This window comes from Thermoplasma sp., from assembly GCF_008709555.1.
Classification (GTDB): domain Archaea; phylum Thermoplasmatota; class Thermoplasmata; order Thermoplasmatales; family Thermoplasmataceae; genus Thermoplasma.
On record NZ_VYIJ01000045.1, the window covers coordinates 1 to 635 of the forward strand.

The 635-nt window shown below is 42.4% G+C and carries 1 protein-coding gene; it reads left to right on the top strand.

Features of this window, described 5'->3' with window-relative positions; genetic code table 11:
• Nucleotides 1–253: 253 nt before the first annotated feature.
• A partial coding sequence (locus F6Q11_RS07570) for a GDP-mannose 4,6-dehydratase (RefSeq protein WP_297028006.1) occupies nucleotides 254–635 on the top strand: 382 nt, incomplete at its 3' end.

Below are 635 nucleotides of genomic sequence, written 5' to 3' on the forward strand. Positions count from 1 at the left end.
ATGGCAACCTTGCCGTTTGAGTAAACCTTTCTCAACTGCCGTATCTCGATGAGAGATCCACCCCATGAATATTTGCTTACAGACGACAAAAGAGCACCTCTGAGACGTACGAATTATTATGTTGTCTAAAGTTTAATGTACTCCTGTATTTCAAGCCTACCTTTCGCAAGACGGCATCCAGTCCTATGATACTTTGATCTTTGGATCGGCAATATCGAGAAAGATTTTTACCTTCTGTAAAATACTATATTGAATGAAGATACTCATAATGGGCATTGACGGATATATTGGTTTTCCACTTGCTCTCAGGTTACTCAACAGGGGACATGAGGTCTATGGACTCGATAATTTCATAACAAGAAAGAGAGTTTCTAATGTAGGTTCTGACTCTGCTCTCCCCATACTTTCATTCCAGGAGAGAAACAGGAAGCTTCACGAACACTTCGGGAAGAAAATACCCTTTTTCTATGGCGATGCGTCAAATCCGGATTTCATGTACAGGGTTATAAAGAAGGTAAGGCCGGATGCCGTCGTGCATCTTGCGGAACAGAGATCCGCCCCATATTCTATGATCGGCCTAAGGGAGGCCAATGAGACCATGGTTAAGAACATAACCAGCACCATGAATCTGATAT